Genomic DNA, 24,896 nt, shown 5'->3' with positions numbered 1-24,896 from the left:
ACCAAACGCTGTTGCGATTTCTTCATGTTGCGCCAAATGCAGGAACGCGCATCGAGTTTCTGCGCGGCGCTCGGCACCCAGGACCCTTACTGCCGCGTGAGGCTGCGTAGCTCGGCTGCTAGCTCGGCTTTCAGTTCTTCCTCAAGCTCCGGGATGTGCTTGGCGGTTGGCCCGTCGGGAAATTCTTTCGAGAGTTGGCGACAGTGCGCCAGCTTCCGTTGGATTGCCAAAATAGCCGGGTCATTTTCCATCAGGAAAATCCTAATCGGGCACGCTTGGATCGCTGCATCGGCTCGGGCTGACCCGGCCTAGCTCTTGTAAAGCAGTATGCCCTGTTCGCGAGCTTGCCGACGGACCGAGCTAACGCGGCGCCCTAGCACCTTGGCCGCCTTGGTTGCGGTGGCCTTTTCTCTGGCGAGCAGGACTAGACGAGCTAATTCATGCTTCGTCCAAGCGGGCTTCGGTCTGGGCGAATTCTCAAGGGTGTCCATGTCGCAAGGTGGCGTCTTATGGTTAACAAATTGAAAACAGGTGGCGCTTACCAGCGGTGATGATGTCGCCAGGCATAGTGATGGCCTCGCCCTCTGCCCCAACCGTAATGATGACCACGGCCGCCGCGATGACCCCAACCGTGTCCACCGCCATGTCCGTGGCCCCCCTTGACCTCAATAGGGGCGTTCTGAGACACGCCCAGTGCGTCCGGCTTGGCAACGGGCAGCGCTGAAGCAGGACTAAAAGCAATGGCGCCTGCCACAAGGCCGGCCAAGCAAACCCGCTTCATGAAAGTGCCTCCTGCAAGAAGATGGGACCAGAGGCCCAACATCGGTCGCCCGCGCACTCGCTGAAGCTCGTCAACAATGAAGACGGGAAAAAGTTGCAATGGAGAGCTTTGCGGTGGGCATTCCGCTCAGAACGCAAGCCAGAGGTCGCGCCACGGCTGTCTATTTCTCTTGCCGGTGTTGGCCTGCTGTAAGGCGCGCAAAGGGGAGGAAGACCATCTGTCTTCGATGTCCGGCAACGAGGCGTATTCTGAGCCGTTCCTAACTGCTGCGGATTTTGCTTCCGTGAAAACTCGCTGACCCAGGAATCCCGGACATGCTCGGTGGTTGGCTTGTCCGCGCCTGTGGCTCATCAGCGGGGAACCTCAGCCCTTCGCATAGGTTAATTAAGCGAGGTTGTTCCGCCATGACTCATACAGTTTTAGTAGTAGATGATGATCCCGGCGTACTCGCCGTGATCGCGTCCATGCTAGAAGAGCTTGGCTGCAAAGTTGTTTGTGCGCATAGCGGCCCCGAAGCTCTCGATACGCTGGCGAGGAATGACGACGTTTCGATCTTGATCACCGACATCAACATGCCGGGTATGGACGGCCATGAATTGGCCGAACGTGCCACGCGGGTGCGCCCAACGCTGAAAGTTTTACAGCTATCGGGCCGGGAGCGAAGGCGTGATGGCTTCCCATTGCTGAGGAAGCCGTTCTCTGAGGAAGACCTTCATCGCGTCATGGAACAAACGACCGGCATTTGTTAGCGCAACAGAGTCGCTAGACAGCGCTCAAGCTCGTCCATTGGGAATGGTTTTTGAAGGACCGCATGTCCTTGAAGCCTTTGGGTATCCCGTCCGCGCCGTATCCGCTCGCAAAGGCAAACGGAATGCCTCTGCTTTGTAGCGCCTCTGCGATGAGTCCAGAGCTATCTGTTCCAAGCTGTGTGTCGAGAATGGCATCAACGCCGGGTGCAGTAAGCAAGCACAAGCCCGCCCTGCAAATCGCTAGCTTCACCAGCCAGGGTGTGACCTAGCTCGGCTGCATATCCGCAATCATCATGCGGATAAGCGGTTCATCCTCGACCAGAAGCACAGACGCCATACCCCACCCCGAGCGCAGTGTACCCGACTAGTCATTCCTTCAACATGCCTCTGACTGCCATGACTGCTCACCGAAACTGTCACACCGATAGATTCAAAATGTGCGGCCGGTTGTCGGATCAAGAATGGAAGTCACCAACCTTGGCTTGTGACCGCAGCGATGGCAATCGTCGCGCGAAGGGATTTTACGCTCTTGCATCGCACCCTTAGGCAGGGAGCGGGAATCATCGGCAAGCCCCTGTCAACTACTGAGCGCTTCTCCTGGGCCATGTGGATGCTTCTGCAAATGCCCGAAGACCAACAGCCCGAAGCTCCTCAAGGGAATGTTGTCCCGCTTCCGCAGCTTTCAGAAGCCGCTCCGCGACCATCTTCCGAACGTCGTGGTCACCGCCGTTCGGAAGCTCACGGCAAACCTCTTCTAGTACGACTTCTAGCTTTGACCTGACACGATCCGTTAGCGTCATCGCCTTTCCCGTTTGTCCGTTCCCGCGATGGAACTTATGTTCCCACTCTGCGTTCTTATGTCAAGGTCCGAGAGCGCCCATTTCGCGGTGCAAGGGTGGGAGTAACGCATGAGCGAGCGTCGCCGTCCGGTCACGCATATCAAGACATTCGCGGAGCGCCTGATGGAAGAGGCGGCGAAGTTCAGGGAAGCCGCAGAGCGGCTTGCTCCCGGCACCGAACGCGAGCTTCTGATGAAGCGTGCGGATCAGGCGGAAAAGGCGGCCCAGATGAGCGACTGGTTGACCAAGCCAAACACTGCCCCGCCGCCGCCGTTGAGCAACCTTTTGAAGGCTGTCAAACCCGGCGTGGCGTGACAAGAGGACGGCCTTCCCGGGAAGTAGGGACCAGTGAAGCAGTTGACGGACTATCTTGAGCGTGCAGTTCAGCTTGAAGCGCTGGCCGCAGATGGATCTGATTCACGCCTCAAAGACCAGTTGCTGGCGCAAGCTCAGTCCTACCGAAAGTTGGCGGCGAAGCGAGCGCAGCAATACGGGCTGCCGATGCCGAGTCCTCCCGCTTCATCGAGCGAGACTACCACCTGAACGATGCTGGATTTCGCGCAGCATCGCTTGCGCGCGATCGGTGTAAACACCGTGGGAATAGTGCTCGTCCAGCGCCACCACGACGGCAATGAAAATCGCGGCTGCAATCAGCCCCGGATTTGCTTGGGCCATTTCCTTGCGATTGGCGACAACGAAGAGGCCGCCAACAACTCAGGGCGGCCTCTTAGCTTGTTTTGCATATTCACTTAGTGAGGAGAGAGGATAGCCGCAAAGCTAAACGCCACCACGCAGGCGGCAGATAAGGACCATAGCGTGATAGCAATTTCTCGCGGCATCGAGTTGCAACGTTATGTTAGGGAGGATGGTTCCAAGTCCGCCTACGGCCGAGAAATCTGCCATTCAACCTCAGAGAAGGCGATCTGTACCGTTTCCCTGTGTTCCGATTGAGCGCCCGGAGGCGGACACTTTCCTCAACGGCCCGATCGGCGCGTTCTAGCAGTTTCCGCGTTTCAAAGCTGGTGCTGTCGCTGGTCATGCTTCGCTCCCGTAAAGCAGGCGGGAGCGCGCGATCTCTCAGCGACCGACGCCCACGGCAAAGCCTGCAAAAGTGAAGAAAGCAAATCACCGCGCCGACCGCAGGCGGCCCTATTGCTCCTGAGGCTTCACGGGCTGTAACGGGCCCATGATGGCCTGCACCTGAGGCGACTTCATCGGGTCCGGCCGCTCGCAATCAAGGCATTGGAAGGTCCGGGCGGCACGCCACCGGGCTGTAGCTGCAACGTCATCGAACGGTTGCAACTTGGGCAAATAGGCTCATGGCGTGAGTTCGGCATGACAACGCTCCGGTAGTGGCGGGAGCGCAAAAACTCTCAGTCACCGATAAAAGCGAGAGGCGGGGCGGTGATGCGGAGCCATAAATGATGTGGTTCCACAAGCGCGAGTCAATTCGGTTCGGCATTCCAAAGCCGGTGCGAATTTCAAACTAGATCGTGTCCCGTGGCGTGGTGTAGCTCGGCGGGTCACCGCGTTCTGTGAGCCGACGTGCAGCGATACCCCGCCAACGGAAGCGATGGGCCATGTGTGGACGGCTCCGGGTTGGCAAGGAGAATCTTCACTTGCGGCGTTGGTCGGAGCAGCCATGTGTTCGGCCTTCTTGTGCGGTACTCATCACCGCTGGCCATAATGCCCTCCGCGGATCAGGTCCCGATCAAAAGCACGCATTCGAAGATGCCCTGGCCCATGTGGGTTGTCCTGATCGCCGGATCGACCGGCGCTGCATTAGTGCTGTTCGCCCTTCCAACCGTTACGTCACAGCCGGATGACCGGCTGTGATCTCGTTCACGCCGTGAGGCCGGCGGGTTCCTTGTAGGGTTCGTTCCTGGTCATCATCGCCCATGCCATCCTGGCGAGCTTGTTGGCGAGTGCGATGGCTGCGACCTTGGTAGGGCGCCGTGCCAACAACGCAGTGAGCCAAGGCCGATGGCTTGTGCCATGGATCTTGGCATAGCGGATCACGGCGAGTGCGCCCGCCGTGAATAGGCTGCGTAAATAGCGATCGCCTTGCTTGCTGATCCGGCCAAGCTTGTCCTTGCCCCCACTCGAGTTCTGCTTCGGCACGAGCCCGACCCAAGCCGAGAAGTCCCGCCCCGATCGGAAGGTCTTGGCATCGGCAACGCTCGCGACTAGCGCCGTTGCCAGTGCTGGACCGACGCCAGGGATCGCATCCAGTCGCTTGCTCGTCGCGTTTGATCGATGCCAGGCAATAATGCGCCTATCGAACTCCAGGATTTGAGCCTTCAGTGCCCGCAACTGGCCGCCGAGAGCCGCAAGACACGCGCGGGCCACCTCCGGAACTCGGCGGTCGGCTGGATCGGCGACGACTACTAACAGCTGTTCGACACCCCTGCGCCCGACGGGGGCAACGGCAACAATCCCGAACTCGGCCAGATATGCGCCGATCGAGTTGATGACGGCAGTCTGCTGGCGAATGAAGAGATGGCGCACGCGATGAAGCATCAGACAGCTCTGTTGTTCGATGGTCTTGGTCGGCACGAACCGCATGTTGGGCCTTGTGACCGCCTCGCAAATAGCCTCTGCGTCGGTGCTGTCGTTCTTCTGCCGCTTAACGTAGGGCTTCACATAGGCCGGAGGCATCAATCGCACCGTATGCCCCAACGCCTGCAGCTCGCGCGACCAATAATGCGAGGACGCGCAAGCCTCGATCCCCGGCACGGCGGCAACTTCTCAAAGAAGGACAGCACGAAACGGCGCTTGAGCTGACGGCGTATGATCACCTGGCCGGCTGCATCGACCCCATGCACTTGAAAGACCGACTTCGCTATATCCAGACCAATCGTTGAAATTGACTGCATAGGCTGCTCCTCCGAATCGTGGGAGCCTTAAACGGCGCCCATTGTTTGGCACTCTCGTGCCCGTGGAGGAGCCGTCCACAGCATCACAAGCGGAAGCGCATATCTCGGTCATAAGAAGTCAGCCTACGGTCGCCCCCGACTGTTAGCTGAACTATACGGTAGGCCAGCTTTGCGAGCCTCTCGGTCACAAGAACATTCAGCACACCGGGGATTCCAACATGTTTAGGAAGCGGGGGCGGGACTAATGCCGCCCCCGCGCGTTGCTGCCGAATATCGACCTGCTGTGCTTGCAAGGGGAGACGGAGTCCTAACGTCCAGATTTGTCGATATCGGCTTTGGTTTTCTTCACCGTGTCGGCGATCGTTTCGGTACGTTCGGTCGCTTCCTTGTGAACGACCAGTTCTTCCCCGGCTCGAACGTCTTTCTGGACTACGGGTTCCTCATGCAATTCTCGCACTTCGTATTCGCGTTCCATGGGCTGCCCTGTCGCAGCTCCCGTGGCTGGACGACGCTCGATCACAGTTCGTTCGTCACGAAGGCGCACGTCCTTTTGCACGGGCTCCTCAACGACGTAGGTCCGTATATGTTTGACCGTCTCCGTGGCCCGCTTGCCGACCTTCAGTTCTTCTTCAGGAAGAGGGATGACTTTCTCGCGCTCTCCGTCCTGAGCGCCATATCCTGCTTGCCCTACCGCGCTTCCTGATAGTCCGCTTCCGCCTGCTGTGGAGCTATCTCTGTTTTCTTCGTGAATCTCTACAGGATTGTATTGCTGTAGCACTCCTTCGATACGGTCGAGGTCGGCCATTGAAGGTGAGTCCACCAACACTGACAAAGCCGCACCACCTTTTGCCATATGGCCCTCGTAAACACGGCGTTCGTCTTCCGGCACATCACTTCCAAACAGCCAGTCCCAGATGCTCTCTCCACCGGAGCTGGCGTCTACTCGTTCAGAGCTGGAGCCCTGCGAAGGCTGCTGATTGCTGAGCCTAACATGGTCAGAGGGAACTCCTGAACCGACCACAGCACGGTACGCCTGCTCCGCATCGTTGCGGGAGTTGTATACTGCTACTACGCATTGTCCTTGCATGATTGCCTCCTCTATGGACGTGCCTCAACGTCAGCTTCATCGCATCGTTCTTAATTTTTTTCCCAAGCACTAGTCGTGCGCGGAGCCTCACATTGCAGCGGGGAAAAAGGTGGCAGCGAGCGGAACGTTGAGATGGCGCTGAGGATGATCGGCGGTGAAGGGATTGGCGGAGCCGTGCTGAGCACATCAATCGATAACGGCTACGCATAAGGTGCGACCAAAGGTGGTCTGTGAGACGTTGGTCGGCATTCGTGTTGCTCGGGCCGTTCGTGGGCTCCTTGGTGTTTGTCGCCTTTGGCCGGGGTTTCAGAGCAACGCAGTCGAGGCATTCCTACTGGCAGGTCCTATGGCAGCAGTAGTCCCCCGCGTCATTTGAGTACCTCTTTGAGGAGTGGGCCATTCGGGCAGGTCCATCGACTTATTGGTTTGGGATCGCCTACCTACTAACAGTCGCAAATCTCGCCGAGGCCACACCTTTGGTTCCCTTAGAGTTTGCAGTTGGCACCGCCCGACACTTTGCTTCCTCGTTACGAGAACTCCTCCGCTTGAGAGAAATCGGCAGCGCTATGCACGCCAGCAAGTACGCGGGTTGTATCGCTTACGTCGCAGACCAAGAGCAGGAGCGTGGTGCTCCGGGAAATTGCCTACGGCTTGAATTAGGAACGTCATGATGAAACGCCCGGTTAGCGCATGAACCTCTCCTTCCTAGGTATGGACACCATGGCTTACCCAACCGAAGCGCCTCGCCAGAATCATCGATCTCCTCCGCAGAGGAGTGAAGTCGCTCCTGCCGACGACATACGCACGATCATGTTGAATGAGGTGGCTTGGGGCGCTGTTTTCGCAGGGGCCGTGATCGGGCTAGTCATGCAGATTATCCTCAATATGGTCGGGCTGGGCGTCGGTCTATCGACGATGGATATCGCTCAAGGCGACGCGCCTAGCGCGGGCTCAATGTCGGTCGGTGCTGGGATTTGGTTTGTCGTCTCGGGAATAGTCGCCGCTGCGCTCGGCGGGTACATTGCTGGCCGGCTTTCCGGCAAAGCATCGCAATCGACGACAGCTTATCACGGTCTAATATCTTGGGCAGTCTCGACGCTCACTGTGGTCTATCTTCTCTCGTCGGCTGCCTCCGGCATGATCGGTGGCGCTGTCAGCACGACGTCCTCGGCTCTTGGTGGAGCAGGTAAGGCTCTTGGCGGAACAGTTCAGACTGCGGTTCAGAGCGCAGCGCCCTCTCTGAATAACGTTGCCGACCCAATGGCAGCCATCGAAAGCAAAGTGCGAAGCGGGTCCGGCGGCCAGGATCCTGCAGCACTTCGTGACGCCGCAATGACAGCTGTTCGAGCGGCACTAAATGGCGACCCTGCTCAACAGGCCGCTGCGAATGATAAGGCGGCGGACGCCTTGGCCAAGGCGCAGAACATCTCTCAAGACGAGGCGAAAGGCCAGATCGCTCAGTATCAGCAGCAGTACAAGGAGACGGTAGCGAAGACCAAAGAGCAGGCAAAACAGGCGGCCGACACCGCGGCGAAGCGTGTATCGCAGGGCGCATTATTCGGTGCCCTTGCCCTCCTTCTGGGCGCGCTAGCTGCATTTTTCGGTGGTCGTGCGAGCGCTGTGACTCCGACTGTTTCCGTCAGAACAACCTAGGCCGGGATGCCTGACCACATTGGCTTTCCAGAAGGTCCGAAGCTGGCTTACGGATCTCGGAGTCCTCGCCTCGCGTCCCGCCGCATTCGCTGTCTTTGTCGTGTACGGACTACTCTGGGCCTTCCATTGGCGGTGGGCTGGGGTGGCACGATCTGGCGACGCTTTCGACGTGGGGGATGACCTTGGTGATTCAGCGAGCTGAGCACCGCGACACGCAAGCTCTTCACGCAAAGTTAGACGAACTGTTGAGGGTTAACTGGGATGCGAAGAACTCACTCATGACCCTCGACGACAAGGACGCCAAGGAAGTCGAGCAAGAACGGGCGGCTCAGTTCCATTCCTGATGGGACGAGCCGAAATATGCAGGCGAGAGAATTCGGCAGCACCAGGTAGAGTGCCATTCGGAGGACGTGTCAACAGAACGCCTGTAGGTTCGGCCGTTTTCGTTTGCGGCCAGAATCCGATCGGGTGTGTAGGCTGTTCTGGCGAACTGTGGCGGCCTTGCCCAAGATGTCCGGTCTGCCCCAGACTGCCGACGTGCCGGACACGATGGCAGTCTTCCCTTCGGGCTAATCGCGGCATTGAGCCCATCCCATCTGATTGCAAGGACGTACCTTTAAAAATGGCAATCGGAACCAGGAAACGTTGGGGAATCCGCGCGTTTAGCAGACCGGGGCAATGCACTGGAGGAGACGCATGCGAATAGCAACTCTCGCGATGATTGTCGTTGCCGGAAGCGCGATTGCCTTCCAAGCAGCGGCGCAACAGCAAAAGGCCGCACCTAGTGAGCAAACCAAGCAGGAGATGCACGGTGATGTAGACAAAGGGCTCAAGACTAGCGAGCCCAATGAGCAGATGCAGCGTGATGCAGACAAAGGGGTCAAGACGCGCAACTCCGGAGAATCCGGTTACGTTGCCGATCAAGACAAGCCGGGGGCTTCTGCGCATCCGCCGGGCCGACCGGGAAGTGAGCAGACGACGGGCTCGGGCAGCCAGACCGGCGCTCCAAAATAGAGCCATCAGCGCTCGCGTCGGCGGCGAGTTGTGCCAAGGTCAGCTTGAGCACGGCGCTCAGATCGAGCGCCCACCTCCGCGGTTGGTCATCGACCATGATGTCACCCTCGCGTTGGCGACAAGTCGCGCCCTGGATCATTGCGCGTGCCGCCGGTCAGGAATTCACCGAGGATGATTTTCGAGGAGCAGCAACGACATGAAGCAACACACCTTCGGAGCCTCCAACACAGCGATCTGCTGGACACCGCTCGTGCTTATGGGCAGCGCGACACCGCCAAGAGATCCCGAGGAAGATGATGAGGACGAGGAGGATGAAGATGACGAAGACGGCGCTGACGAACCGACGGTCGTGCGCGAGCCGGACGAAGACTGATTGACGCGTGATCGGCCGTCGGTGCTATAACATCCTCCATGGGCTGGGATGCGAAAGACATAGGGCTCCTCACCAGGCTCTGGTCCGCAGGACATAGCGCGGCGCAGATAGCGCGGCGCCTCGGGTGCAGTCGTAAGGCGGTCTGCGGCATGCTGACCCGTCAGGGCCTGAAGCGCGGTCACAAGCCGCCCACGGCAAGGCCCAAGATAAGGCCGACGCCGAAGCTGAGGGCGACGTCGTCGGGAGCTTGCGCCCGTCCAGTCGCAAAGAAGGTGTCGCGGAACGCAGCGCACAGGCAGCAGCCCAACCAACTCAGCAAGCGGCAGCTTTACGAGATACTGGCTGAGGCGGTCAAAAACACCGGCTAAGAGGTCACCGCGAACGCGGTTGCGCTGTGCTGAGTATTCGGCTCGGCTCGGCGGTTCGGGGGGGGGCACCTTGCCAAGTTCGTCTGCTTCGGGTCGAAGACTGACTTCGACACCTGCCTGACCTAGGTCGGCCTATCTGCTGAAGGCAGACATGGGGGCCTGTAAGCGAAGGCCGGCAACGGGCCAATAACCGACATCGATCGAATGATCCGCTACGGCACCCCTCCGGCAACTAGCGCCGTCCCGGAAGACGGCCGCGTGATCGGGAGCACTTCGCGCATATAGGCCGCGAGCGCATCGCAGCAGGTCCGAGCATAGGCCGGCATCGCACGCCGTTTGTCCCACTGCATGACATAGCGGTCGCGCAGCGGCTTTCCTCGGTGCGTCACGCGCGCGATCTTCAGCCGGTAGCGGTCGGCTCGCAGCAGTGACGGAATGATGGCAACACCCTGCTCGGCTTCGACGAGCGCCAGCAAGGTGTGCGGCGCGCGGCTCTCGAGCAGGATGTTGGGTTCGATGCCGGCGATGCGGCAGGCGGCGTTGAACAGGCGGCGCACCGAATAGCCCTCGTCTGGCAGCAACAGCGGATGGGCGGCGAGCTCGAAGATATTGACCATCCCGTTGCGGCCGAGCGGCAGCGACCGCGGGCAAGCGGCCAGTACGTCGTCCGGCGGCATCGCGAGGCTTTCCAACCACGGGTGGACGCCTTGGTCGTGCCGAATCCCGACGTCGACCTCGCCGCGCTCGATGAGCGGCACCTGATCCATGCCGAGCGCTTCAATTAGTTTCACCCGCACGTTGGGGAAGCGTTCGGCATAGCGCGGCAGGAATTTCGAAAGCACGCTTTCAATCGTCTGCGGCGGTGCCGCAACCTTGACCACGCCGGAGTCCCCGCGCTTAAGCAGTTCGATCCGCGCGCCAAGCGAGCCCATTTGCCCCAACACTCCGCGGCAATCGCCCAGGAGCTGCTCGCCCCGCGTGGTGAGGAACAGGCGGCGGCCGATCCGGTCGAACAGCTTGAACCCGCATTCGTATTCGAGATCAGCAATTTGCCGCGACAGCGCGGACTGGCTGATGCCCAGGCGCGACGCCGCCTTCGACACTGTGCCGAGGTCAGCGACTGTAACGAACGTACGCAGGCGCTTGATGTCCATGTTGCTTATCTCCAAATTGCATAATCAATAGTACAATTATGTATTGGACGGCAAAGCAGGTTGTTCCTAACCTCCACCGGGACGCATCCAGTAACTAACCTTCCCCTGCTAACAGCCCTGGCGCCGGCGCAGTCGGTTCCGGAGGGCGGATCGTCATTGCCACCCTGAAGGGAGGCGAACCATGAAACCGAGATCGCTTGTTCTCCTCGCGGCCCTCCCCGTGCTGCTGCTCGCGCGCCCCGGCGACATGTACGCGCAGCAGCCGGACGCATCTGCCAAGCGGCGCGTGATCGTCTTCGTCTGGGACGGGCTGCGCGCCGACGACCTGACGCCGGAGATCACGCCGAACTACTTCGCGCTCGCGCGAACGGGCGTCGTCTTCGCCGACCATCACGCGGTCTATCCGACTTTCACGATGATGAACTCCGCCTCTATCGCCACCGGCACCTATCCGGGCGCGCACGGATTCTACGGCAACGTGGTGTACGCGCCGCGCGCGAGCGGAAAGAACGCCAAAGGTACAGAGATCGACTTTTCGGCGCCGGTCTTTATCGAGGATTTCGGCGTGGTGGAGGCGGTGCGCGAGGCCTACCAGAGCAGGTTGACGCTGGTCCCGACACTGCTGCAAGCAGCACAAGCCAAGGGTCTGACCACTGCAGCGGTAGGCAAGTTCGGTGCCGCCTTCATCCAGGACTACCGACGCGGTGGCATCATCTTAGACGAGGACACGGCGATACCGCTCGCCTTCGCCAAGGAACTGCAGAACACCGGCTACGCGCTGCCACGCAACAGCGTTAACGCCCATCCGGCGGGTGCATTGGCGCTTGCCAAGGACAACGGGGATCCCACTGCGCCGATTCTGATTCAGCGGCTGAAGGACGGGCAGAGCGCCAACCCGCTCGATCGCAGCGGCGCGCTGTCGCGGCGCGCCTTCCGCTACTTGACCGACGTGTTCGTCGACTACATCCTGCCGGCCAGGCAACCGGACCTGACTGTGTTCTGGTCGAAGGAGCCGGATGCCACCAATCACGCCTATGGACCGGGGACTCCCAATTCGATCGACGCCACCCGGATGAACGACGAGATCCTGGGACGCGTCATGGACAAGCTTCGCCGGCTCGGCTGGGAGCAGTCGACCGACATCATCATCACCCAGGATCACAATCACAGCACGGTTTCCGGCGACGTCGGACACTTCCCACTGCGCGACATCGCTGACGGCGGCGCGGGCGTGCTCGATCCGCACGGTTACTCGGTGTCGGGCTTCGTGCGCACGGCCGAGCTGCTGACGCGGGATGGGCTCAAGGCCTACGACGGCGCCGGCTGCCGCGTGATCCCGATCCTTTCTGGCATCCTGCCCGACGGCACGCACCTGCAGCCGCGGCGGAATGACGAGGACGGAAGCGTTTGCGGCAAGCCGCAGGAACTTACCTCGTCGGCCTTCGTGCTGCCGAAGCCAGTCCCGCCGGGCGCGATCGTCGTGGCCGCCAACGCCGGCAGCGACTACCTGTTCGTTCCGGACGGCAACCGCGACGTAGTAAAGGCCGCCGTTGCCAGCCTGCAGAGTCGCCAGCAATTCGGCGCAATCTTCGTGAGCGACCGCTACGGCGAGATCGTTGGCACGCTGCCTATGAGTCTTATCAATACCGAACCAAAGGTGGCCGGACGAGCGCCGGACATAATGGTCAGCTTCAATTACGACGAATCCATTCCGGTGGCCGGGAAGCTGGGCATCAGCTATGCGAGCTCGGTCAACCGTCGCGGCGACCACGGCAGCTTCTCGCCGACCGACACACGGATCTCGCTGCTGGCGCGCGGGCCCGATTTCAAAGCGGGCCTTTACGACACGCTCCCCACGGCCAACGTCGACATCGCCCCGACTGTCGCGCACATCCTCAAGCTTGACATGCCGGACATGCAGGGGCGCGTTCTGGAGGAGGCGCTGCAGGACGGCCCCCCGTTCACCGACTTCAGCGTGCTGCGCAAGGCGCACCGCTCTTCTACCGTGACCGGCCTGACCGTAAAGCTGCCGACCGATCTCGACGGCAGCGGCATCGATCCAAGATTCACCACCTATGCAGTCGAGCTGCAAACCAAGGTGCTGAGCCGCGGTAGCAGGAGATACACCTATTTCGATTACGCGAGAGCGATCCGGGAATAGGATGGTCTGATATCGAGTCCGCTGTGGGTCACAAGCGGCCCTCGACGGGCCGCCCTCCGCAGGTCAGGTGCGGGCCAAAGGCAGACATTCGAGCGCTGCATGCGCGAAGGACATGACCCTCATGAGAGCGGAACTGTGTATTTAGCTACAGACGGAAGAGATCAACTTCGGTAGGGTGGCAGGAGTAATTTTATGTAAACGATTTTACGCGCACGGCGGTTACGGACCCCCCGTAGACACAGCAACGCTGTGATCAGGGGGGTTTGCGTTGCCAACCGTGGTCTACATCGTCGATGACGACGTTTCGTTTTACACTGCTGCCCGGCAGCAATTGCAGCTAGCCGGATACGAAGTGCAGGTATATTCGTCTGCCGCACAATTCCTAGATCAGGAGCGCGACGAAAACCGGCTTGGCTGCGTTCTCGTCGATGCGAGCATATCCGGACCTACGCTGCAAGCCCGGCTCCACGAAGACGGTTCGGTGCTGCCAGTTGTGTTTGTTTCCGTCCTCGTAGATACCAACATAGTCGTGCAGACCATCAAGGCAGGTGCGGAAGACTTTTTAGCCAAGCCGGTGACATACGACATACTACTCGCTGCAATTGAGCGCGCGGTAGCTCGGCATGATGCATTAATGCAGCTCCGGAACCGTCTGAACACCCTGCGCGCTCGAATTGCTACTTTGACGCCCCGGGAGCGGCAGGTTTTCGACTTGGTGACACGAGGCAAGACGAACAAGCTTATGGGCCTTGAGCTGGGCGCGACCGAACGCACGATTAAGGCGCATCGACAAAGGGTTATGGAGAAAATGCAGGTCCTGACGTTGGCCGAACTGGTTCTGATCGCTGAGCGTCTATATCACTCTACGCGTGAACCAGATTAGCGGCCCGGTGGCATCCAACTTCGATGGATCAATGAAATCGGCCGATATTGCCGTCCCGCTCGATGACCAGGCGCGCTATTTTACCGCAGCCGACGACATTGATATTTAGGGGCAGTGTGAACGTTTCATTCTCGCGGCGCTTAGTCGCAACGAAAAGCTGCCCCAGTTCGTTGATGTGCACTACCAGTGCGTTGCCGCTGTCACCCACAGCACGGACAACGAACGGCGGCTGCATGTCATACTCGTCGAGGCACCGCTCGATAATCGTGGCCAAGAACCGCACAACTCTTTCGCTCATCTGTTTCCGATCTTTTGAGCGCATTGATTCTGGACAATTATCTGCTCTCCGAGGGTTGACTTAGATCAACATTTTGACGCCCTCTGCGTCGGGTGCTGCACCGAAAAGGACTTCATGTCCGCTCTGGGTCAAAATGCGAAGAACTCAACCTCGGCAGCTCTAGTCCGCTGTGGCCTTGCGGATCTCCGCAGATTTGGTCCGGCTCCAGCCCGTGCCGACCTTCCCGATGTAACGGTCTTTCCCTTCCTGCTTGCCGAGGTAGAGGGCGGCAACGCCGGACGGGTCCTTTATGAACCCAACGACGGGGAATTTCTCACGTTGGACCGTCTTGATCTTCTGCCAAGCCTCAACCCGCTCCGACCGGTACGGCGCATCAACCCGCTTGGAGACTATGGCCTCGTAGTTGAGCTTGCTGGCCGCCTCGAACAACGCCTGACCATCACCTCCATGGTGCTCGCTGTAGAAGATCGGTGCTACCAGTTCGTTCTCTTCTATCAGCTGCTTCAGCAGCTCCTTGCGGGCAAGCTGCGCAAGTCTGCCGAGGTCTACGGCGTCCAGCCACAGGAGATCGAAGGCGAAGTAAACCAGCCGGTCCTGGTCGCCTCTGCCGAGGTCCGCCTGCGTGTGTCTGCAGAGGCACAGCTCGACCGACGCGTTTGCTCAGCTCGGTTGAGACCTTGACCGGAACTGTCGTGGTGTCATTCCCGTCCATCGCTTGAACGCGTGTGTGAGTGAACTCAGTTCGCGATACCCAAGCAGCCAAGCAACTTCGGACACGGGCAGCTGCTCCTCTTCGAGATAGCGCTTGGCGAGCGCGGCCCGCGACTGATCAAGGATTTCAGCGAAGGACGTCTTCTCTTCGCCAAGCTTGCGCGACAACGTGCGGGTACTCAGTCCCATCTGCCGCGCGACTTCCTTCGCGACCCCTCTACCGTGAGGCAGCAGTGGAGTAAGCGTCTTCTCGACTCTTGAACGGACCGTCGCGCCGTGCGGCGCTTTCCGTACCAACGCTTCCTCCGCATAGCGTCGCAACAAATCGTGCAGATAGCCGTCGCGGCCGACCAGCGGAAGCAGTGCGACTGGCACCGGAAAAGAGATCACATCGCCGTCCGCGCCGAACTCAACGTCCCTGCCAAAGAACGTTCTAAATTCGGGGGGCATTCCGGCTCGCAGGTGCCTCACTTGGAGCCTGGACGGCACCAGACGGCCGTCCGTCACCTGCCTGCAGATCCGAACCAGCGTCACCAGCCAGAATTCGATCTGATGCCGCTCGCCCCTTCGATCGACACCAACATATTCGAGCGCAATGGCCGCAGTACGCCCCTCCATGTTGAAACGCAGTCGGACTCCATCGTTCATAATCCGGCTGTACCGTTCCGCGGCACGAAGCGCGTCGGCGACATTCTCCGATGAAGCCATAACGTAGTAGACAAGGCCGATCTCACGCAGATCAAAGCTCCGGGCGAGCCGGAAGCCCAAGATGTCGTCCTCCAATTCTCGAGCAGCCAATTCAAGAATCTTGATCTGGGTCGCAACCTCGAGCCGGACTGCAGGGTCGCGGAAGTCGTTTAGCGTCAATCCTGCCTGGGAGAGCAGCGCAGCTGGATCTTTGCCAGACTCAGCGACGCGCGCGCAGGCCAGCCGAGCAATCCCGCCCGTCGCGCTAGGTATCGCACTCAGGCTTCCCGCCGACCTATAGCTCGTTCCTGACCTGCTCAAGACGTTAAGGCCCCCACATCTATGGCGGGCCATCATAGGGCGATCCCCGCACTTGCATAATGGAAACATCCCCGTGCAGCGCCCTTTCACATTTGCCCGACTCCGGAACGTCAAAGTGCTGCTCCTCCAAAGCCCGCTTTTTTCCGGCGGGAACTCAAAAAGTTGCGGGGCTTCGATTTCTTTCCAAATACCTGAGGTCATTGCATTCGCAATGTTTGATCTAGGTCAAACACTGGGCGACCAGCGATCCAAGATGGACCCGTCGCCGGCTATCCCGGTCGCTACCTCACGCAGGCGCATCGGTCCGTTTGCAGAGCTTTTGCGCCGCAATGGACTTGTGGCCTCAAAGAACAAAAATCTGGCGACCTCTAGCAAGCGCGTGTCTGCTGGCTACGACTATGTCCGGCCGACCTTAACCCAATGCTCAGGCTAATCCCCGAGCAACGGTCGCGGTTGGTCAATGCCTCCAAAAGACACTAGACGAACTTTGATCGACGGCAGCACGCACCCGAAGGGCGCTTACGCGAGAGCAGAGCACGTTGCATGTGTCGGACATTGCGGGCGGTGCGGTTTCTCGCAAACGGCTCGTACGCGGCAACGGAAGGCGGCTCCGGGTGCCGCAGACGTTATGACTTACGGGGCAAGGTAGAATTCATGCTATTGGCAAGAGAAGCCGTGGAGCTGCTGGTTCAAGCGTCGAGGATCTGGTATTTCGAAGGCAATCAGCATGGATTGCGCGATCGGGAATGGATGGCACTGCGCTTTCTCGGCCGCGCCAACAGGTTTTCGCGCACACCGTCCGCGCTCGCTGGCTTCATCGGCGCCACCAGAGCGACTGCATCGCAGATCGTGAAGACGCTGGAGAGCAAATCCTTCCTGGTGCGAAAACCGTCGCAAAAGGATAAGCGTTCCATCGTGCTCCACGTCACTGCGCAGGGCGAGAAGTGCCTGAACCAGCACGATCCGGTCAATCACGTGCTGAACGCCGTCACGGCGCTGGGAGCCGACGAGTGCGTCAGGTTGCGCGATTTGCTGCGGGCGATCCTCAGTCACCTGGACGCGGCACATCAGCGGCTCGATGCCAGCGTGTGCCGGGACTGCATGTTTCTTACCGAGCGCGGGCCGGGTACCGGCAAGAGGCGCGCAACGGCGGAATTCACGTGCCGGCTGTATCGCGCCCCGGTCGCGCTGGAGGAGACCGAACTGCTCTGCACCAATTTCGAGCTCACCCGCGACCGCCCCAAGCTCAAGGAACACCGAGACCTCGCGCGCGCGGCGAGCCAGGGGTGAGGCTCGCGTAAATTTCTTCTGGTCCGGATCCTGCGCAGAGCTTGCGGCAAACTTCGCAGCGATGGCCATCTATGGAAGGCGCATCTGGAGCCTTTTTCCCGGACAAGCTGCACCACGCAAGCGTTGCGGCGCAGAACCGGGAGCAGAACGGGCGGAGTCTCTGCCGCATAGGCCCCGGCTCCGCACAGAAACGTTGACACTTTTTTGCGCATGCACTGGATCCGATGCAGTGAAGCTTCCAACGATACGGACGCCGGTCGCCTCCCCGCTTGGCCGATTTATTGACTTAGATCAACTCGTCTTCCTACCCGCAGGCAAACTCGGTCCGAACTTTTATTGATAGCGGAAATCGTAATGCCAGAGGCGGCGACTGCTGCAAGCTCACTCGCGCATCGCGAAGCCGCAACTCCATCTCGCGCAGTCAAGAACCGTCATGATAGTCGCTACTTAATGTCTCAGTCGGAGAGGCAAAAGATGAAAACTCTTACTCTGTTGCTCTCTTCGGCATTCTTGTTTGCATGCGCCGGCGATAGCCACGCCGTAGTGAGAATTGTTAATGATCGGGGTGGTTTGATCCAACGCTACCTGGATCGTTACGATGGGTTGAAGGGCACCGGCCAAACCGTAGTAATCGATGGCCTCTGCGCATCCGCCTGTACGATCGTATTAGCAAAGATCCCATCAGGTAGAGTTTGCGTGACTGAGAGGGCAAACCTTGCGTTCCACGCAGCATGGGACTTCGGCGCTGGCGGACGCCATATTACAAATCGAGAAGCTACACGGATGATGTATTCGATGTACCCGGCCCCAGTTCGGAGTTGGATCTCAGGGCGAGGTGGTTTGTCGCCTCACACAATTTTCCTCCGCGGGACGCAGTTGCAGACTATGTTTCCCCGCTGCTATTTGGACGCTGCAGTTTTCCTGCGGTCGTAGTCATCACGCCCCCAGCTCCTTTCCTCTGCGCGAGGCACTACACACGCGGGACAAGACCACCTGAACTAATAGCCAGTAACCCCGCTCAAAAATGCTGATTTTTCCGCAGTGTCAGGCGATCCCGTCCGATGCGGGACGTTCAGCAGATCCCAGCCTCGGACGAGTTGATGGATCGCGGCTAATCTTATTTCGCAATTCTAAGAGGTCGGTGAAGACATCTGCTTGGCGCCGCAGCTCATCTGCGATCATAGGCGGTTGACTCGAAACCGTCGAGACGACCGTCACGCGCACCCCGCTCCGCTGCAATGCTTCGACCAACGTACGGAAATCTCCGTCTCCCGAGAACAGAATGATCTCATCAACGTGCTGAGCCAATTCCATCGCATGCACCGCGAGCTCAATAGCCATGTTGCCCTTGACCTTGCGGCGGCCATTGGCGTCGAAGAATTCTTTGCTGGCTTTGGTGATCACGGTGAAGCCGTTGTAATCGAGCCAATCGACCAGCGGGCGGATGGACGTGTATTCCTGATCTTCGATCATCGCTGTGTAGTAGAAGGCTCGGGCCAACGTCCCTCGGCTGCGAAGCTCGTTCAGTAGCCGCTTGTAGTCGAGATCAAAATCGAGGGCCTTCGCTGTAGCGTAGAGGTTGGGACCGTCGATGAAAGCTGCAATTTTGCTAAAGCGTGATAGGGACATAATGGAAACGACCTTGCTCACAAAAACCGTTGGCCGGCAGCCGGCGCTGACATGAACGTCAACGTTCTTACTGGCGAGCGCCATAGCAAGCACTGCGGGTGAGCGCTTGTTCTAAAAAGCCAATGATTTGCTTTTGAGGGCCAACCGCTAGCCGACGAGGCCGCCCGCGATCGCACCGACGGCGGCAATCGAGCGAGCGCGCCCGCGATCAATGCAATCGTGCCCGCAGCCGTACCTTCAAATTGCGATCTGATGGCGGCTTCCCCGGTTGCTCCTCACGGGATGCCACTTTTTCCGGGTGCTCGTTGGAGACTTCCGAGTTTGTCACCGTTGCCCCCGCGCACAGGTCCCACGTTCGGACTTCTAACAATAGCAGAATTTGCGCGGCTTCAGGTTGGTCAACGCTTCTGACTCATTCGCCCTTCTTTTCTAAAGTGTCCCCCGACAATCGCCGGATAGAAGTCCGCTGTGGGCCAAGAGTAGACATAGAGAGTCCAGGTGTACTGCTGCTGAACGTGTCAGCGTTTTTGTTCGACGGAACCATTTACGAGGGAATCGGCGGCGGAGCTCCTAAACCTTTTTCGTTCACTTCCGGGGCAAGGCCAAGGTAAAGGTTGTCCCTTCATTGACTGCAGAATGAACTGTGATGGTTCCGCCATGGGCAGAGACGATCTTATGCGTGATGAAAAGGCCAAGGCCCAAATTTGCGGAGTGGGTGCTGGCGCCTCCATCGGTACCTCGCGTCAGTGGATTAAAGATGGACTTCTGCTGGTCGGGCGGAATCGGTTCGCCGTCATTGTGCACTGATACCAGGACCTGTTCGACTTCACCCACGATCTTCATGGCGATCGTGCTGCGAGGAGCGCTGTACTGCAGCGCATTGCCGATCAGGTTGGAAAACACCTGGCCCAGTCTGGCCTGATCCCATTCGCCTCTCGTCTCACCGACGGTTGTCAACTCAATCTGCCTTACATCCGACAGCGACCGCATTTCCTCCACGATCTGAGCACCGAGTACGCTCAGGTCTATTTCCGTCCGTCGCAGCGGGATTGCAGATCCGAAGGCAGAGCGCGTCAGCTCCAGAAGGTCATCCAGGATCGATGTGGCGCGCTCCATTGTTTTTTCAATCTGCTCCGCCATCCTGTTTTGTGTACTGGTTGCCCCGCCCTGCTTCGTCATCCGGCGCGCCGCCATCAAGACGGCACCGATTGGGTTTCGCAGGTCATGGCCCAGGACCCCGAGAAACATGTCCCGCGATTGATTGATCATCTTGGTGTATTCGGCAACCGACTCTGCCATCGCCTGATCTAGCGCCTCATTGAAGCGCGTCATGTCCTCTAAATCCGTCATCGAAAGTGCCGGACTGGCAGCAGTCCACTGCTTAATGACGCTTGCGCGCAAGGCGCGATATTCGGAGACCATCTGGTCTATGTTGAAACCATCGGACAGGCGCAGCGCGGCGTGGATTTCCGCCGCACTCCGAGTGAAGTTGCCGTCCGCTGCTCCCAACCCTTGTGACTTTTCAACTTGCTCAGTATGAGTTTGAGCAGTCTCAAGGTCATCAGCAATGAAGGTAAGAAGTTCTACGATATGGTCCTGCAGGGCCAATCGGGTCATGGTCTCACTGGCGGGCGTGCGGGTCCCTGCAAACTTAACCCACTCCTCAACGATAGGATCAACGTTTGCCCGGATAAAATCTGCAAGTCGGACTGTTTCGGCGGCGGCGACGCGCTCTGACAAATGATTATCCCTCTAACGGCAACAGCGCCATATTTGACTACAGCCAGTTGGCGGGTTCCTTACAACACTTATTTGGTGAGCGCGAACGCCCCTACGCCGCGTGAGGCGGCCATTCTGGCGTGCGGACGGCATGTCCGCTGTGGGTCACAGGCTGACTTCCGCACCGACTCGCGCTGGGGTCGGCTAATCTTCTGAAGGCAGACATTGTGGCCTCAGTAACCAAAGGCGGCAACGGGCGTACAAGCGGTGATTGCCGTCGACGTAGCGCCGAATTAGACCTCGGCCCTGGCCCAACTGATGAACTTCCTTATGGTAGGACCATTCCCGGCACCCGCGCGATGGACGATGTAGAATCCATAGCCACTCAGAGTGACCGGCGATACCGGAACGAGCACGCCGCTCGCCAATTCGGCGGCGACCAGGACATCGCTGCAGATGGCCACACCTTGACCAGCGATGGCGGCCTCGATAGCGTGAAGTTCCTCTTGAAACCTCAAACTCACAAGCGAAGCAAGTTTGCGTTTGGACAAGGGGAGTGCCGCCCGCTGCCAGCGCTGCCAAGTCGGCGCGTGTGTATCGCCCGGCGGCCATGCAGCCTCGATGAGCGGAAGTCGGGCCAGATCTACCAGCCGCATCTTCGTCGCTCGCGTGTCCACGAGCTTTGGGCTTGCTACCACGTAGAAGGTGTCGCGCATCAACTCGACAACATTTCCATCGGCCGGTGGCCCGAGAGCGTAGCGGATCGCAACATCAGTTTCGTCCGACTCGAGATTGAGCACGGCGTCGGTGCCGACAATGTCAAGCTTGAGCCGTGGATGCGCCGCCCGCCAAGACTGCAGCCGTGGCAATACCCAGCGGGCGGCAAAGGCGTTTGTCGCCGTGATGCGCAGATGCCGGCCCGCGTGGCTGCTCTTGATATTGGAAAGTGTCTCGGCAAATCTTCCGAATCCGTCACGGACGACCGGAAACAGCTGTCTGCCTGCCGAGGTCAGCGCCAGCGGTCGCGGCCGGCGACGGAATAGCGGGCGACCACAATGCTGCTCCAGAAGCTTGATTTGATGACTGATGGCCGTCGGTGTGACGCCAAGTTCACCTGCTGCATGCTTGAAGCTCAGATGACGTGCCGCGGCCTCAAAGGCGCGCAACTCCGTCAAGGGCGGTAACTTTCGCATTCGGACAATGTAGATGAAATCATCTCATCTGAACATGAAATGTTCAGACTTGCCCCCCGGAAGCAAATGCCGACTATGGACTTATGCGGGAAGATGACAGTGCAGCCCCGTTTCTGGAGGCTCTTGAAGATATCCAGCCGTTGATTGCCGAACATCGGGCGGCATTCGATCGTGAACGGCAACTGCATGGAGACGTTGTTAAAGCGCTGGCCGATGGAGGGTTCTTCAGGCTCTGGCTACCCGCATCGCTTGGCGGCCCTGAGTTGTCGCCGCTCGCCTTCATGAGCGTCGTAGAACGCGCAGCAGCGCTCGACGGAGCTGTCGGCTGGCTGGTTGGCAATGGAGGCGGTATGAGCCGCGTCGGCGGCTATTTGCCTTCTGCCGTGGTGTGCCGCTGGTTCGAAGACCGCCGCACGTTTATCGTGAGTGCAACGGGGGCCGTAGGGACCGCCATGCCTGCCGATGGCGGAGTCCGCGTCTCGGGACGATGGCCGTTCGGAAGTGGCGCACCGCATGGCACCCACTTCATGGGTTTGGTGACAATGGGCGGAAATCAGGCGCCTGACCAGCCGCGCTTCTGCTGTTATTTCGAACGAAAGCAGGTCACGATTCACGACACTTGGCACGTTTCAGGTTTGCGCGGCACCGGAAGTTCGGACTGGGAAGTCGGCAATGCCTACGTTCCTGCCGAATGGATGCACCCGTTTATTGACCACAAACCCGCTGAAGGTGGGCTGCTCTATCGCATTCCAGCTCTCTCATCATTCGCCTGGACGATTGCAGTGGTGCCACTGGGCATCGCAAGGGGTGCCATGGAGAGCTTTGCAAAGCTGGCGGGCGGCAACAAGGGGCGGCTCGGGACTGCCGGTCTCATGCGCGATCGGGAAGTCGTACAGGCAGTGATCGGTCGCGCCGAGACGCTGCATAACTCCGCACGAGCATTCCTTCTCGAGGCAATGACGGAGCTGATGACTGCGACTGATATTGGCGGCCATCGCCTCGTCGACGCGCGCCTGAGATTGCGGATGGCCGCAGCCCATGCGGGCGAGACCGCAGGTCGCATCGTTGACAGCGTGGCGACGGAGGCCGGCGCAGGCTCGATCTTCGAAACCAGCGCACTGGAACGCGCCGTTCGCGATGTGCAGGCCGCCACCAAGCATATCGCCTTGAATCCTTCGATCTACGTCACTGCTGGACGCGTTGGACTTGGTTTAGACGCTGGAACAGCGCGATTTTGAGTGAGAGACGGTTCGTCTGCAACGGGTCAAGAGCGTCGGTGTCCCGCTCGGCTGCAAATTTCCGGTCTGCCCCTATGAACTGACATGTAGCTGCACCGCATCAACGGAAGCGATGGGCCAAAAGCCGAAGTGGATCATCTCTCTTGGATAATGTTGAGGAGGTTCATCATCCCGCGCGAACGAGGCTCAGCAAGAACTCAATCGTTGATCGCGCCCTTACGGTACGTTTCCAATATGTTTTAAGCCTATGTATGGGCCGCTCACTGAAAAATCAGTTGTATTTCGCCGAGCTCCGGAGATGTTTTGAGTACCAGGTGGAATGGCGGGGTTTGATCTGGGTGCGTTGGGGGCGGGCAACGTGCGAGCGGTGGCCCCATTTCCAAACGTGACACCGTTGCCCGATCGTTGGAAATTCTGTGCGCAGGCATCGGAAGCAATCAGATGGACGCCGAGAACAAGCGTTGCACTTGCTAACGAGGCAATTCTTATAATCATAACGGGTGGTCCTCCATGCAATCGACTTCAAGTGGAGCATGACTGCGAGGATTTATCAAGGTACGGGCTCCGTCCGCCGTGACGGGGCTCAGTTCCAAGTGTAGCGGATTCCCCCTTGAAAGCCAGTTGTCTGGGTCGGGCTGTATCCTGCAATCGGGATGCTAGGGCCGCCGGTCTGCCCGATCGCGTGGACCTCGAAGTAAGACGAGAAGCTCGGGCTCCAGATCACGGCAATCTTGCCAGACCCGCGGTAGCCGATTGCGCTCGATGGGATGACAGGCCCGACTGCTCCCAGCGCGCTGGAGTCGGTGATCTGATACGCGAACAGGGAGAGGGACGGCTGAATTATATAATCCATCCATTTCATTTGGGTCCCGAACCGCGCGCCGCCGTGCACCTCTGTCGTGTCGGAAATCTTGGTGCCGAAGTTCTTAGTGTAGCCTTCGGAGTAGGTCATTCCGATCCCCGGTTCGATGAACACCGAAAAGGGAAAATCAAACCGGTATTGCACATTCCCGGTGGAGCCCAGCGAATTGCCCTCAATAACAGCCGGCAGGAATCCAGGAGCTGACAGCGTGCTTCTTGTCCAGCCGACGAAGCTGGTCAAATCGGCTGAAAGTCCTCCCCTCAAATAAGAGACCGTGATCGAGGTCGAAGGTGCGGAGGTGTCGACGGTCAAAAGGCCGCCTTGGTAGGACCAGGAGCCGCCTCCCGTCCCGATGAACGTCAGCGCGTCATCAACGGTGAAAATTCCGATCTTCGTAACGTCGAATGCTCCGGTTACTGAAGAGGTATCGGTCACAGTGCCCGCGGTTATCGAGCGGTCTATTCCGCCAATTAGATTGCCGCCGTAAAGCCAGCCGGAAACAACGTCAGGTATGGTGCTCGGGGCTTTCGCATAAGCTAAAGCTTGGCGGGCATCCTCGGCTCCACGGAAGGCAAAAGGATCGCGGTTGTCGAAATCCGAACCGGTTGCAGCGAACCCCAGTCTTCCAGAGGACGGCGGAACAGCACCTTGGCGGCGCAGTTGGTCGCGAACGTTCTGCAGGATGTTCTGCACCACGTTGTTATTGATTTCCTGATAGATGCTGATGCCCCCGGACTGAGCTGCGGCGGGGTGTACCGAGATCCACGTTGAGGCCGCCGCTGCAGTCAAGGCGCTACAAATTCCTCCAAACTTCATTTTCACCCCCAAAACCATTTGGGAAACTAGCCAAACTATCGAGCTGTGGCGAGTGCAGAGTAGGACGATTCGAGGCCCCGCGGGGTTGTTGTTAAGTCCGCTAATGGGATGGTCCGGCCGTGCTCCTGCCCCGCCAGCAAGCGAAGCTGGCAAGGGGCGCCAAAGACAAGGAGCACGCCATGTCTAAGACACCC

At 59.1% G+C, this 24,896-nt stretch carries 24 protein-coding genes and 1 pseudogene; 12 read left to right on the top strand and 13 right to left on the bottom strand.

The annotated features are described in order from the left end of the window. Positions 1 to 86: 86 nt before the first annotated feature. The gene (locus ABIC03_RS32590; protein ID WP_354064202.1) at positions 87 to 251 is read right to left on the bottom strand and encodes a hypothetical protein; all 165 of its coding nucleotides are present in this window, start codon (positions 249 to 251) and stop codon (positions 87 to 89) included. Between the two features lie 262 nt (positions 252 to 513). After that, the gene (locus tag ABIC03_RS32585; RefSeq protein WP_354064200.1) at positions 514 to 645 is read right to left on the bottom strand and encodes a hypothetical protein; all 132 of its coding nucleotides are present in this window, start codon (positions 643 to 645) and stop codon (positions 514 to 516) included. Positions 646 to 1,185: 540 nt separating this feature from the next. On the opposite strand from ABIC03_RS32585, the gene ABIC03_RS32580 reads away from it, so the two are divergent. Continuing rightward, positions 1,186 to 1,530, top strand: a complete 345-nt coding sequence (locus ABIC03_RS32580; RefSeq protein ID WP_354064198.1) for a response regulator — start codon at positions 1,186 to 1,188, stop codon at positions 1,528 to 1,530. Between the two features lie 908 nt (positions 1,531 to 2,438). After that, positions 2,439 to 2,684, top strand: a complete 246-nt coding sequence (locus ABIC03_RS32575) for a hypothetical protein (RefSeq protein ID WP_354064196.1) — start codon at positions 2,439 to 2,441, stop codon at positions 2,682 to 2,684. A 204-nt stretch (positions 2,685 to 2,888) separates the two neighbouring features. On the opposite strand, the gene ABIC03_RS32570 is transcribed toward ABIC03_RS32575, so the two are convergent. From ABIC03_RS32570 to ABIC03_RS32560, 3 genes and pseudogenes are all read right to left on the bottom strand, one after another. Next, positions 2,889 to 3,044, bottom strand: a complete 156-nt coding sequence (locus ABIC03_RS32570; RefSeq protein WP_354064194.1) for a hypothetical protein — start codon at positions 3,042 to 3,044, stop codon at positions 2,889 to 2,891. 1,167 nt (positions 3,045 to 4,211) lie between these two features. Then, positions 4,212 to 5,245, bottom strand: a pseudogene (locus ABIC03_RS32565) (IS110 family RNA-guided transposase). 307 nt (positions 5,246 to 5,552) lie between these two features. After that, positions 5,553 to 6,332: a YsnF/AvaK domain-containing protein gene (locus ABIC03_RS32560; RefSeq protein ID WP_354064192.1), complete on the bottom strand. Its 780-nt coding sequence runs from the start codon at positions 6,330 to 6,332 to the stop codon at positions 5,553 to 5,555. Between the two features lie 711 nt (positions 6,333 to 7,043). Between ABIC03_RS32560 and ABIC03_RS32555 the strand changes: the two genes are divergently transcribed. The 5 genes from ABIC03_RS32555 to ABIC03_RS32535 all read left to right on the top strand — a co-directional run bounded on the left by ABIC03_RS32555 (position 7,044) and on the right by ABIC03_RS32535 (position 9,740). Continuing rightward, on the top strand, positions 7,044 to 7,985 hold the full coding sequence (locus ABIC03_RS32555) for a PhnA-like protein (protein WP_502917356.1): 942 nt from the start codon (positions 7,044 to 7,046) through the stop codon (positions 7,983 to 7,985). 176 nt (positions 7,986 to 8,161) lie between these two features. Beyond that, entirely contained in the window at positions 8,162 to 8,329 is a 168-nt protein-coding gene (locus ABIC03_RS32550; RefSeq protein WP_354064190.1) for a low affinity iron permease family protein, read from the top strand. A gap of 352 nt (positions 8,330 to 8,681) precedes the next feature. Continuing rightward, positions 8,682 to 8,999: a hypothetical protein gene (locus tag ABIC03_RS32545; protein WP_354064188.1), complete on the top strand. Its 318-nt coding sequence runs from the start codon at positions 8,682 to 8,684 to the stop codon at positions 8,997 to 8,999. A gap of 196 nt (positions 9,000 to 9,195) precedes the next feature. Then, positions 9,196 to 9,372: a hypothetical protein gene (locus tag ABIC03_RS32540; protein WP_354064186.1), complete on the top strand. Its 177-nt coding sequence runs from the start codon at positions 9,196 to 9,198 to the stop codon at positions 9,370 to 9,372. 38 nt (positions 9,373 to 9,410) lie between these two features. Next, positions 9,411 to 9,740, top strand: a complete 330-nt coding sequence (locus tag ABIC03_RS32535) for a GcrA family cell cycle regulator (RefSeq protein ID WP_354064184.1) — start codon at positions 9,411 to 9,413, stop codon at positions 9,738 to 9,740. Positions 9,741 to 9,952: 212 nt separating this feature from the next. Here the strand turns inward: ABIC03_RS32535 and ABIC03_RS32530 are convergent, their stop codons facing one another. Next, on the bottom strand, positions 9,953 to 10,894 hold the full coding sequence (locus ABIC03_RS32530; protein WP_354064182.1) for a LysR family transcriptional regulator: 942 nt from the start codon (positions 10,892 to 10,894) through the stop codon (positions 9,953 to 9,955). Positions 10,895 to 11,114: 220 nt separating this feature from the next. Between ABIC03_RS32530 and ABIC03_RS32525 the strand changes: the two genes are divergently transcribed. Continuing rightward, positions 11,115 to 13,055 (top strand): alkaline phosphatase family protein, encoded by a 1,941-nt coding sequence (locus ABIC03_RS32525; protein WP_354064180.1) that lies wholly within the window; start codon positions 11,115 to 11,117, stop codon positions 13,053 to 13,055. Positions 13,056 to 13,332: 277 nt separating this feature from the next. Continuing rightward, positions 13,333 to 13,938, top strand: a complete 606-nt coding sequence (locus ABIC03_RS32520) for a response regulator transcription factor (RefSeq protein WP_354064586.1) — start codon at positions 13,333 to 13,335, stop codon at positions 13,936 to 13,938. 28 nt (positions 13,939 to 13,966) lie between these two features. On the opposite strand, the gene ABIC03_RS32515 is transcribed toward ABIC03_RS32520, so the two are convergent. From ABIC03_RS32515 to ABIC03_RS32505, 3 genes are all read right to left on the bottom strand, one after another. Next, positions 13,967 to 14,212: a hypothetical protein gene (locus tag ABIC03_RS32515; RefSeq protein ID WP_354064178.1), complete on the bottom strand. Its 246-nt coding sequence runs from the start codon at positions 14,210 to 14,212 to the stop codon at positions 13,967 to 13,969. Between the two features lie 183 nt (positions 14,213 to 14,395). Beyond that, positions 14,396 to 14,794, bottom strand: a complete 399-nt coding sequence (locus ABIC03_RS32510; RefSeq protein WP_354064584.1) for a hypothetical protein — start codon at positions 14,792 to 14,794, stop codon at positions 14,396 to 14,398. Positions 14,795 to 14,896: 102 nt separating this feature from the next. Next, positions 14,897 to 15,988 carry an AraC family transcriptional regulator gene (locus ABIC03_RS32505; RefSeq protein ID WP_354064582.1) on the bottom strand — a complete coding sequence of 364 codons (1,092 nt, stop codon included), beginning with the start codon at positions 15,986 to 15,988 and terminating at the stop codon, positions 14,897 to 14,899. 621 nt (positions 15,989 to 16,609) lie between these two features. On the opposite strand from ABIC03_RS32505, the gene ABIC03_RS32500 reads away from it, so the two are divergent. Both ABIC03_RS32500 and ABIC03_RS32495 read left to right on the top strand, forming a co-directional pair. Further along, entirely contained in the window at positions 16,610 to 17,245 is a 636-nt protein-coding gene (locus ABIC03_RS32500; RefSeq protein WP_354064580.1) for a MarR family winged helix-turn-helix transcriptional regulator, read from the top strand. A gap of 474 nt (positions 17,246 to 17,719) precedes the next feature. Then, entirely contained in the window at positions 17,720 to 18,178 is a 459-nt protein-coding gene (locus ABIC03_RS32495) for a hypothetical protein (protein ID WP_354064176.1), read from the top strand. 111 nt (positions 18,179 to 18,289) lie between these two features. On the opposite strand, the gene ABIC03_RS32490 is transcribed toward ABIC03_RS32495, so the two are convergent. The 3 genes from ABIC03_RS32490 to ABIC03_RS32480 all read right to left on the bottom strand — a co-directional run bounded on the left by ABIC03_RS32490 (position 18,290) and on the right by ABIC03_RS32480 (position 21,768). After that, a complete protein-coding gene (locus ABIC03_RS32490) occupies positions 18,290 to 18,874 on the bottom strand; it encodes a LabA-like NYN domain-containing protein (RefSeq protein ID WP_354064578.1) in 585 nt (194 codons plus the stop codon). A 585-nt stretch (positions 18,875 to 19,459) separates the two neighbouring features. After that, positions 19,460 to 20,614, bottom strand: coding sequence for an ATP-binding protein (locus ABIC03_RS32485; protein WP_354064174.1), 1,155 nt, complete (start codon positions 20,612 to 20,614; stop codon positions 19,460 to 19,462). Positions 20,615 to 20,886: 272 nt separating this feature from the next. Continuing rightward, positions 20,887 to 21,768: a LysR substrate-binding domain-containing protein gene (locus tag ABIC03_RS32480; protein ID WP_354064172.1), complete on the bottom strand. Its 882-nt coding sequence runs from the start codon at positions 21,766 to 21,768 to the stop codon at positions 20,887 to 20,889. 101 nt (positions 21,769 to 21,869) lie between these two features. On the opposite strand from ABIC03_RS32480, the gene ABIC03_RS32475 reads away from it, so the two are divergent. After that, on the top strand, positions 21,870 to 23,024 hold the full coding sequence (locus ABIC03_RS32475; protein ID WP_354064170.1) for an acyl-CoA dehydrogenase family protein: 1,155 nt from the start codon (positions 21,870 to 21,872) through the stop codon (positions 23,022 to 23,024). A gap of 583 nt (positions 23,025 to 23,607) precedes the next feature. On the opposite strand, the gene ABIC03_RS32470 is transcribed toward ABIC03_RS32475, so the two are convergent. Next, positions 23,608 to 24,702, bottom strand: a complete 1,095-nt coding sequence (locus tag ABIC03_RS32470; RefSeq protein WP_354064168.1) for a hypothetical protein — start codon at positions 24,700 to 24,702, stop codon at positions 23,608 to 23,610. Positions 24,703 to 24,896 lie beyond the last annotated feature (194 nt).

This window comes from Bradyrhizobium sp. RT6a, from assembly GCF_040547675.1.
In the GTDB taxonomy this organism is placed as follows: Bacteria; Pseudomonadota; Alphaproteobacteria; order Rhizobiales; family Xanthobacteraceae; genus Bradyrhizobium.
Note: the sequence above shows the minus strand (reverse complement) of the source record. Positions and strands in the feature narration are given on the sequence as shown.